The sequence below is a fragment of the Nocardiopsis sp. NRRL B-16309 genome (genome assembly GCF_001279585.1).
Taxonomy (GTDB): domain Bacteria; phylum Actinomycetota; class Actinomycetes; order Streptosporangiales; family Streptosporangiaceae; genus Nocardiopsis.
The window spans coordinates 259,100-268,239 of record NZ_LGEC01000058.1; the positions used below are offsets into that span (position 1 = coordinate 259,100).

4 protein-coding genes and 1 pseudogene are annotated in these 9,140 nt (G+C 73.6%); 2 read left to right on the forward strand and 3 right to left on the reverse strand.

Going from position 1 to position 9,140, the window contains the following annotated elements; all coding sequences use genetic code 11:
• Nucleotides 1–33: 33 nt before the first annotated feature.
• Nucleotides 34–3,639, forward strand: coding sequence for a transcription-repair coupling factor (mfd, locus tag ADL05_RS07765; protein WP_053616173.1), 3,606 nt, complete (start codon nucleotides 34–36; stop codon nucleotides 3,637–3,639).
• Between the two features lie 492 nt (nucleotides 3,640–4,131).
• Here mfd and lon read toward each other — a convergent pair whose 3' ends face one another.
• Both lon and ADL05_RS07775 read right to left on the reverse strand, forming a co-directional pair.
• Entirely contained in the window at nucleotides 4,132–6,537 is a 2,406-nt protein-coding gene (lon, locus tag ADL05_RS07770; RefSeq protein ID WP_053616174.1) for an endopeptidase La, read from the reverse strand.
• A 105-nt stretch (nucleotides 6,538–6,642) separates the two neighbouring features.
• Complete coding sequence (locus ADL05_RS07775; RefSeq protein WP_053616175.1) at nucleotides 6,643–8,259, reverse strand: DUF6350 family protein; 1,617 nt, start codon at nucleotides 8,257–8,259, stop codon at nucleotides 6,643–6,645.
• 129 nt (nucleotides 8,260–8,388) lie between these two features.
• Between ADL05_RS07775 and ADL05_RS07780 the strand changes: the two genes are divergently transcribed.
• Nucleotides 8,389–8,919, forward strand: coding sequence for a DUF1707 domain-containing protein (locus tag ADL05_RS07780; RefSeq protein ID WP_053616176.1), 531 nt, complete (start codon nucleotides 8,389–8,391; stop codon nucleotides 8,917–8,919).
• A gap of 85 nt (nucleotides 8,920–9,004) precedes the next feature.
• Here ADL05_RS07780 and ADL05_RS30380 read toward each other — a convergent pair.
• Nucleotides 9,005–9,140 (reverse strand): annotated as a pseudogene (locus tag ADL05_RS30380) (succinate--CoA ligase subunit alpha); the annotation flags it as partial.

Here is a 9,140-nt window from a genome sequence, read left to right on the forward strand (position 1 = left end):
CCTGAATCGGACCACTCCCACTTTCTGGTGCTCATGAGCCTCATTGGACTTCTCGCCGACGTCGCCAAGGACCCGGCACTGCACAGCGCGATCGAGACCGCCCGCGGCGGCCGCGATCCCCATCTCGACCTGGTCGCCCCCGCGGCGCTGCGCCCCTTCATGGTGGGGGCGCTGGCCGCCGACGCCCCGGTGGGAGCCGACCGCCCGGTCCTGGCGATCACCGCCACCGAGCGGGAGGCCGCCGACCTCACCGACGCCCTGGGCTCACTCCTGCCCGAGGACTCGGTCGCGCTCTTCCCCGCGTGGGAGACCCTGCCGCACGAGCGGCTCTCCCCCCGTTCGGACACCGTCGGCCAGCGGCTCGCGGTCCTGCGCCGGTTGGCCCACCCCGACCCCTCCGACCCCCTCACCACACCGCTGCGGGTCGTCGTCGCCCCCGTGCGCAGCGTCCTGCAACCGCTCGTGGGCGGGCTCGGCGACCTGGAACCCGTGCGCATCCGCCCGGGCGACGACATCGCCTTGGAGGACGTGGTCTCCGCCCTGGCCAACACCGGCTACGCGCGGGTGGACCTGGTCGAGAAGCGCGGCGACATGGCCGTGCGCGGCGGCATCCTGGACGTGTTCCCGCCCACGGAGGAGCACCCGCTCCGCCTGGAGTTCTGGGGCGACACCGTCGAGGACATGCGCTACTTCCAGGTCGCCGACCAGCGCTCCATCTCCCCCGACGACGGCGGAGAGGGCCCGCGCACCAGCGCCGCCTCCGGCCTGTTCGCGCCGCCCTGCCGCGAACTCCTGCTCACCGACGCCGTACGCGAGCGGGCCCGCGCGCTGGCCGAGGAGCACCCGTCCCTGGCCGAGGTGCTGCACAAGATCGCCGACGGCGTCTCGGTCGAGGGCATGGAGGCCTTCGCGCCGGTGCTCGCCGACCGCATGGAGCCCTTCTTCACCTACCTGCCCGGGAACGCGCTCGTCGTGGGCTGCGACCCCGAGCGGATCCGCACCCGCGCCGTCGAACTGGAGGCGACCAGCGCCGAGTTCCTCGACGCCTCCTGGATCAACGCCGCCTCCGGGGGCGAGGCCCCCATCGACCTGGGCGAGTCCGCCTACATGTCGATCTCCGAACTGCGCTCCACGGCCGCCGGACTCGGCCTGCCCTGGTGGGGACTGACCCCCTTCAGCCCCGGCGACGAGGGCGCGCGCGGGCCCGGCGAGGAGGAGGACGCCGTCATGGTGGGCGCCGTGCCCGCCGAGACCTACCGCGGGGACACCGAGCGCGCCCTGGCCGACGTCAAGGGCTGGCTGCACGACAACTGGAGCGTCGTGCTGGTCACCCAGGGGCACGGCCCCGCCGAACGCCTCGTGGCCATGCTCCGCGACGCGGGCCTGGGTGCCTCCGTGGCCACCGACCTCGACGAGCCGCCCGCGCCCGCCGTCGCCACGGTCACCACCGGCCTGGTCGACCACGGCTTCCTGCTGCGCTCGGTCCACACGGTCGTGCTCACCGAGACGGACCTGGTGGGGCAGAAGTCCTCCACCCGCGACATGCGCCGGATGCCCAGCCGGCGCCGGGGCACCGTCGACCCCCTCCAGCTCAAGCCCGGCGACTACGTCGTCCACGAGCAGCACGGCGTGGGCCGCTACCTGGAGATGGTCAGCCGCCAGGTCCAGGGCGCCACGCGCGAGTACCTGCTCATCGAGTACGCGCCCTCCAAGCGCGGCCAGCCCGGCGACCGGCTGTTCGTGCCCACCGAGCAGCTCGGCGAGGTCACCCGGTACGTGGGCGGCGAGGCGCCGACCCTGTCCAAGATGGGCGGCGCCGAGTGGAGCAAGGCCAAGAGCCGCGCCCGCAAGGTCGTCCGGGAGATCGCCGGGGACCTCATCCGGCTCTACTCCGCGCGCCAGGCCTCGCCCGGCCACGCGTTCGGACCCGACACCCCGTGGCAGCGCGAGCTGGAGGACGCCTTCCCCTACGTCGAGACGCCCGACCAGCTCGCGGCGATCGACGAGGTCAAGAGGGACATGGCGCGCTCGGTCCCGATGGACCGGCTGATCTGCGGCGACGTCGGCTACGGCAAGACCGAGGTGGCCGTGCGCGCCGCCTTCAAGGCGGTGCAGGACGGCAAGCAGGTCGCGCTCCTGGTCCCCACCACGCTCCTGGTGCAGCAGCACCTGTCCACCTTCACCGAGCGGTACGCGTCCTTCCCCGTCACGGTCCGGCCGATGTCGCGGTTCCAGAGCGACGTCGAGGTGGAGGCCACCCGCGAGGGGCTGCGCGACGGCGAGATCGACGTCGTCATCGGCACGCACCGGCTGCTGTCGGCCGAGACCCGCTTCAAGGACCTCGGCCTCATCATCATCGACGAGGAGCAGCGCTTCGGTGTGGAGCACAAGGAGGCGCTCAAGCGCCTGCGCACCCAGGTCGACGTACTCGCCATGTCCGCCACGCCCATCCCCCGCACGCTGGAGATGGGCCTGACCGGCATCCGCGAGATGACCACGATCCTCACCCCGCCCGAGGAGCGCCACCCGGTGCTCACGTTCGTGGGGCCCTACGAGGACAAGCAGATCACCGCGGCGATCCGGCGCGAGCTGATGCGCGAGGGCCAGGTGTTCTTCGTGCACAACAGGGTGGCCTCGATCGACAAGGTGGCCGCCACCATCAAGCGCCTGGTCCCCGAGGCCCGGGTCGCCTACGCGCACGGCCAGATGAACGAGCAGCAGCTCGAACGGGTCATGGTCGACTTCTGGGAGAAGAACTTCGACGTCCTGGTCTCCACGACCATCGTCGAGTCCGGCCTGGACGTGCCCAACGCCAACACCCTCATCATCGACCGCGCCGACACCTACGGCCTCTCCCAGCTGCACCAGCTGCGCGGCCGGGTGGGCCGGGGGCGCGACCGCGCCTACGCGTACTTCCTCTACCCGCCGGAGAAGCCGCTCACCGAGACCGCCTACGAGCGGCTGGCCACCGTCGCCCAGCACACCGAGATGGGCGCGGGCATGTACGTGGCGATGAAGGACCTGGAGATCCGCGGCGCGGGCAACATCCTGGGCGCCGAGCAGTCCGGCACGATCGCCGGCGTGGGCTTCGACCTGTACGTGCGCATGGTCGGTGAGGCCGTGGCCGAGCTCAAGGGCGACCCGGAGGCCGCCGAGGAGGTCGAGACCAAGGTCGAGCTGCCGATCAACGCGCACATCCCGCACGACTACGTCCCCGGGGAGCGCCTGCGCCTGCAGGCCTACAAGCGGATCGCGAGCGTGACCAGCGAGGAGGACGTGCTGGCCGCCTACGAGGAGCTCAACGACCGGTACGGCACGCCCCCGCAGCCGGTGGACAACCTCATGGCGGTGGCGCGCTTCCGGGTGCTGGCCAAGTCGGCCGGGCTGTCCGACGTGGTCATGCAGGGCAGCCAGATCCGGTTCGCCCCGGTGGAGCTGCGCGAGTCGCAGGAGCTGCGGCTGCGCCGGATGTATCCCAAGTCGATCCGCAAGGAGGCGGCGAAGACGCTGCTGGTCCCCGTTCCCAAGGCCGGGGGCATGGGCGCCAAGCCGCTGCGCGACCTCGAACTCCTCAAGTGGTGCACGGACCTGGTCAACGCGATCTTCGAGCCGGCGAAGAAGGCGGCGGTGAAGGGCTGAGCGCTCCGGTTCGGGCCCGCCGGACCCGAACCGGAGCCGCCGAGGGGCTCAACGGGACCGCCCGGCGCGGGCCAGCACCTCCCCGAGCATCGCCCGCGCCCGTGCGTCTTCGCGCACGCCCGTGCCCCAGGCGGTCCACAAGGCCGGACAGATCGTGCTCGGCTCCGCCCTGTCTCAGGGCCGGGTCCCGGACGTCCACGTCACCGCTGTGGGGGCACGTGTGCTCAGGGAGCCCGTGCACGCCCCGTTCGTACAGCGCGGCGACCTCGGCTGCCACGATCCCGGCCTGGCGCCCTCCCTCGGCCAGGTCCGCCAGTGCGGTGGCCGCCGTCGCGCGCACCTCCTCGTCCGGGTGGGCGGCGGCGGACGCGAACCACGGTTCGAGCCGGGTGCGGGCCGGGCGGAGCTCACAGCACGCCTGCTTCCCCGCCCGCTCACACGGTTGCGCCCCCGGCGGCCCTCCTCGGGCCGCCGGGGGCGGTCGTGTACGGCTCAGGCCGCGGTGGTCACCCCGCCGGCCACGCGCCGCGGCGCCTCCAGCGCCAGGTCCAGCACCTGGCGCACGTCACTCACCGCGTGCACGGTCAGCTGCCCCAGCACCTCCTCGGGCACGTCGTCCAGGTCCGGCTCGTTGCGCTCGGGGATGAGCACCGTGGTCACCCCGGCCCGGTGCGCCGCCAGCAGCTTCTGCTTGACGCCGCCGATCGGCAGGACCCGGCCGGTCAGGGACACCTCCCCCGTCATCGCCACGTCGGCGCGGGCCGGCCGGCCCGACAGCAGCGACGCCAGGGCCGTCGTCATCGTGATGCCCGCGCTCGGACCGTCCTTGGGCACCGCGCCCGCCGGAACGTGCAGGTGGACACCGCGCTCCTTCAGGTCGCCGACCGGCAGCTCCAGCTCGGCGCCCCGGGCCCGCAGGTAGGACAGCGCGATCTGCGCCGACTCGCGCATGACGTCGCCGAGCTGGCCGGTGATCGTCAGCCCGCTCGCCCCCGACTCCGGATCGGCCAGCGACGCCTCGACGAACAGGACGTCGCCGCCGGCCCCGGTCACCGCCAGGCCGGTCGCCACCCCCGGCACCGACGTGCGGCTCGCCGTCTCGGGCGTGTGCCGGGGACGGCCCAGGTAGCCGCTCAGGTCGCCGGTGTCCACCCGCACCGGTGGCGTGGCCTCGCCCAGCGCCGCCGCCGAGGCGATCTTGCGCAGGACGCGGGCGATCGTGCGCTCCAGGCCGCGCACACCGGCTTCGCGCGTGTACTCCGCGGCGAGCGTGCGCAGGGCCTCGTCGGTGACCTCCACCTCCGGCTCGCCCTCGGACGTGACCAGTCCTGCCCGCTCGACCTGCCGGCGCAGGAGGTGGTCACGGGCGATCGCGACCTTCTCGTCCTCGGTGTAGCCGTCCAGCTCCACCAGTTCCATCCGGTCCAGCAGCGGCCCGGGGATCGTGTCCAGGGCGTTGGCCGTGGCCAGGAACACCACGTCGGACAGGTCGAGGTCGACCTCCAGGTAGTGGTCGCGGAACGTGTGGTTCTGGGCGGGGTCGAGCACCTCCAGCAGCGCCGCCGTCGGGTCGCCGCGGAAGTCGGAGCCCACCTTGTCGATCTCGTCGAGCAGGACGACCGGGTTCATCGAGCCCGACTCCTTGATCGCCCGGACGATGCGGCCGGGAAGGGCGCCCACGTAGGTGCGCCGGTGGCCGCGGATCTCGGCCTCGTCGCGGACGCCGCCGAGCGCCACGCGCGTGAACCTGCGGCCCATGGCGCGGGCCACCGACTCGCCCAGCGAGGTCTTGCCGACCCCGGGCGGGCCCACCAGGGCGAGCACCGCACCGCTGCGGCGCCCGCCGATCACGCCCAGGCCCTGGTCGGCGCGCCGCTTGCGGACCGCCAGGTACTCGGTGATCCGCTCCTTGACGTCGTCCAGCCCGGTGTGGTCGGCGTCCAGGACACCGCGGGCACCGGCGATGTCGTAGGCGTCCTCGGTGCGCTCGTTCCAGGGCATGTCCAGGACGGTGTCCAGCCAGGTCCGGATCCACCCGGACTCGGGCGAGGAGTCCCCGGCCCGCTCCAGCTTGTCCACCTCGGCCAGCGCGGCCCTGCGGACGTGCTCGGGCAGGTCCGCCCCCTCCACGCGCACGCGGTAGTCGTCCTCCTCGCTGGAGGAACGGCCGTCGAGTTCGTTGAGCTCCTTGCGGATGGCCTCCATCTGCCGCCGCAGCAGGAACTGGCGCTGCTGCTTCTCGACGCCCTCCTCGACGTCGCGGTCGATGGTCTCGGCGACGTCGAGTTCGGCGAGGTGCTCGCGGGTCCACTCACCGAGCAGGCGCAGGCGCTCCAGGACGTCGTAGGTCTCCAGGAGTTCGCGCTTGCGCTCGGCGGTCAGGAAGGGGGAGTAGCCGCCCCGGTCGGCCAGCAGGCCCGGGTCGCTGACCTGCTGGACGCCGTCCAGCACCTGCCAGGCGCCGCGCTTGTGCAGGTAGGTGGTGAGCAGCGCCTTGTACTCGCGGGCCGCCTCGTGGACACGGCCCGGGTGGTCCTTGGCCTCGCGGTGGACGGTGGCCAGGACCCACAGGGCGGCGCCGGGCCCGGTGGTGCCGCTGCCCACGCGGGCGCGCGCGGTGCCGCGCAGCACGGCGGCGGGCTTGCCGTCGGGGGTGCGGCCCACCTGCTCGACCACGCCGACCGTGCCCACGGCCGCGTAGGAGCCGTCCACACGCGGCACGATGAGGACCTCGGGGCCCGTGGCGGAGTCACCGGAGCTCGCGACCGCCTGGGCGGCCTCCACGGCCGCGCGGACGTCGGAGTTGGACATGTCGACCGGCACGACCATGCCCGGGAGGACGACGTCGTCGTCGAGGGGCAGCACCGGGAAGGTCACGCTGGCGGAAGTCTCACTCATGAATCCTCCTAGTTGAGTCAAACAGACTCAATAAAAAGGAGCCGAGTTTTCTTCCCGTCCGGTTGTTCGCCCACAGCGATCAGCCCGCGACCTGCGCTGCCGCCCTCAGTTCTTGGGCGCCTCGACCTCGTCGGGAGCCGCCTCGTAGGTGATCCCGTACATCTCCTCCTCGGCGTCCCTCCTCCGCCGCCACCAGAGCGGGCCCGCACGCCCGGCCCCGCGCCCGGCCTCCCGCCTGGCCTCCCTGCGGGCGGCCCGCCTTTCCCGGCGGGCCTCGGCGCGGGCCGCGCGAGCGGCGGCCCGCTCCGCGCGGGCCCGCTCGCGCGCACTGCTCGCCTCCACGTGGCGTTCGGCGAGCGTCGGCTCGGCCGGGACCTCGTCCTCGCGCGTCCGCAGCGGCGTGACCGTCGCCAGCCCCTCGCCGACCGGGACGTCCGGGGGGAGGTCGGGCGCGGCCGGGCGCTCCGGCTCGGGAGCCGACAGGCGCAGGCGGCGCGAGTACCACCAGTTGGCGACCCACGCCGCGATCGCGGCGGCCACCCCTACCTCCAGCGCCGCGACGAGGCCCACCTGCCACGCCGACGGGCCCACCTCGGTGAGGCGCTGCGCGCCGAGCGACCCGCCGGCCAGCTCGGCCAGCGCCGCGCACAGCAGCCCCGTCGTCACACCGCACACGAACCCCCACAGCGGCGCGGCCTCCCGGACCACGTCCGGGGCACTGCGCTGGGTCAGCACACCGCCGACCCCGCCCGCCACGAACGGCAGGGCGAGCGACACCAGGGACAGCGCCGGGGCCGCCCCGTTGTCCGGCAGGGCCGCCAGCATCGGGAACAGGGGCAGCTGCCCCAGCGACACCCCCGTGGGGGCGACCACGGTCAGCTCCCCCACCGCGAACCCCGGACCGAGCGCGTAGCAGACGGCGAAGACCACGGCGTTGGGCAGGTACGCCAGCTGGATGACGACCAGGAGCACCCCGCCCACGACCCCCGGCGACAGCAGGCGAGTGGTCTCGACGGCCTCCGGCAGGCTCACCGCGAGCGCGACCACGAACAGCAGGAGGCCGCCCAGCAGGAGCCCGGAGGTGGAGGCGAGCATGCCCACCAGGAGCGAGCGCGAACGGGCGGGCATCAGCGCCAGCAGGTCGCGGACGGGCACCCCCTTGTCGCGCATGAGCTGGCGCAGCGCGCCGAGCCCTCCGGCCAGGAACGCGATCACGAAACCCATGACGAGCGCGCGCGGCATGCTGGGTTCGATGGCGTCGGTGCGGGCCACCAGCGCCAGCGTGCCCGCGATGGCCGCGTAGGGGCCGGCGATGGCCAGGGCCGCCCGGTACACGTGCCGCAGCCGGGCGATCTCGCAGGCGCGGGCCAGCCAGCGGCCCGACCGGTACAGCAGCAGCCCCGGGATCAGGAGCAGTCCGAGCGGGAGGAGGCCGATCTGGCCGTCCGGAATCGCGAAGGACACGTGGTGGCCGACCAGCCAGGCCAGGACGGCGCCCTGGAGGAGGTCGACGATCTCCTCGCCGAAGGTGTCGTGGGGCGCGGCCACCCAGCCGATGATCGTCAGCGTGACGATCAGGGCCAGTCCGCTGCCCGCCGCGGTCGCCGCGGCGATCCCACCGGTCGCGTAGATCGGCCGCGACCCGCCGGGGGCGGTGTCACTGGTGGGGCGGGTGCGCTCCGGGGCGCGGCCGCGGTCGGGGGGAGATCCTGGCGTACTCACCCGACTTATGCTGCCAGGCACCGGAATGCTCCGTGGCATCCCGGCCGCGCGTGTCGTGTCCGGGCGTCCGGAACCGGCTCGCCATGGCGCACGTCCTATCCTGAAGATCCCTGCTCGATTGGACGGCGCATGGCAGGTCCCGGACCCGACCACTCGTACCGACTCTCCGACGACGAGCGCGACGAGGCGCTCGCGCACCTGCGTACGGCCCTGTCGGAGGGGCGCCTGGACTTCGACGAGCACGGGGCACGGTCCGACGCGGTGATGCACGCGGTCACCAACACCGAACTCGTGCCGCTCTTCGAGGACCTTCCGCCACGCCTGCGGCCGGCGGCGATCACCGGACCCGAAGCCGCGGGGGCGGCGCCCGCGGTCCCTGGGGCCCGCGGGGAGTCCCCGGCCCGGCGCTCCGCCGGGGACGGGCGGCCCGACCGGTCCGGACACGGGGTGAACGTGGGCGGGCTGGTCGCCTGGGGCGGGTTCCTGTTCTTCGTGTGGGGCCTGCCGACGCTGGTCTCGGGCAACGTCACGGGCTTCCTGGTCTTCCTCGGCTTCTTCTGCATGCTGGTGGTCGGCCCGGGCGTCGGCCAGCACCTGAAGCACCGCCGTCGGCTGGACCGGGGCGGCCGGGACCGCCGCGGGGAGATCGAGGGCGGCTGAGGACACACGACACGGCTCCGCCCCACCGGCCGAAGCGGCGGCGGGGCGGAGCCGTGTGAGTGGAAGGACCGGGTCGCGCGAGGACCTAGAAGAGCTCGCGCACCAGCTTGGCCGTCTCACTCGGGGTCTTGCCGACCTTGACTCCGGCGGCCTCCAGGGCCTCCTTCTTCGCCGCGGCCGTGCCCGAGGAACCCGACACGATCGCGCCCGCGTGCCCCATC

Coding starts and splice junctions, on each gene's coding strand:
- ADL05_RS07780 (WP_053616176.1), top strand. CDS start 8,389: ATGGCAGGTCCCGGACCCGACCACTCGTACCGACTCTCCGACGACGAG.
- mfd (WP_053616173.1), top strand. CDS start 34: ATGAGCCTCATTGGACTTCTCGCCGACGTCGCCAAGGACCCGGCACTG.
- lon (WP_053616174.1), bottom strand. CDS start 6,537: ATGAGTGAGACTTCCGCCAGCGTGACCTTCCCGGTGCTGCCCCTCGAC.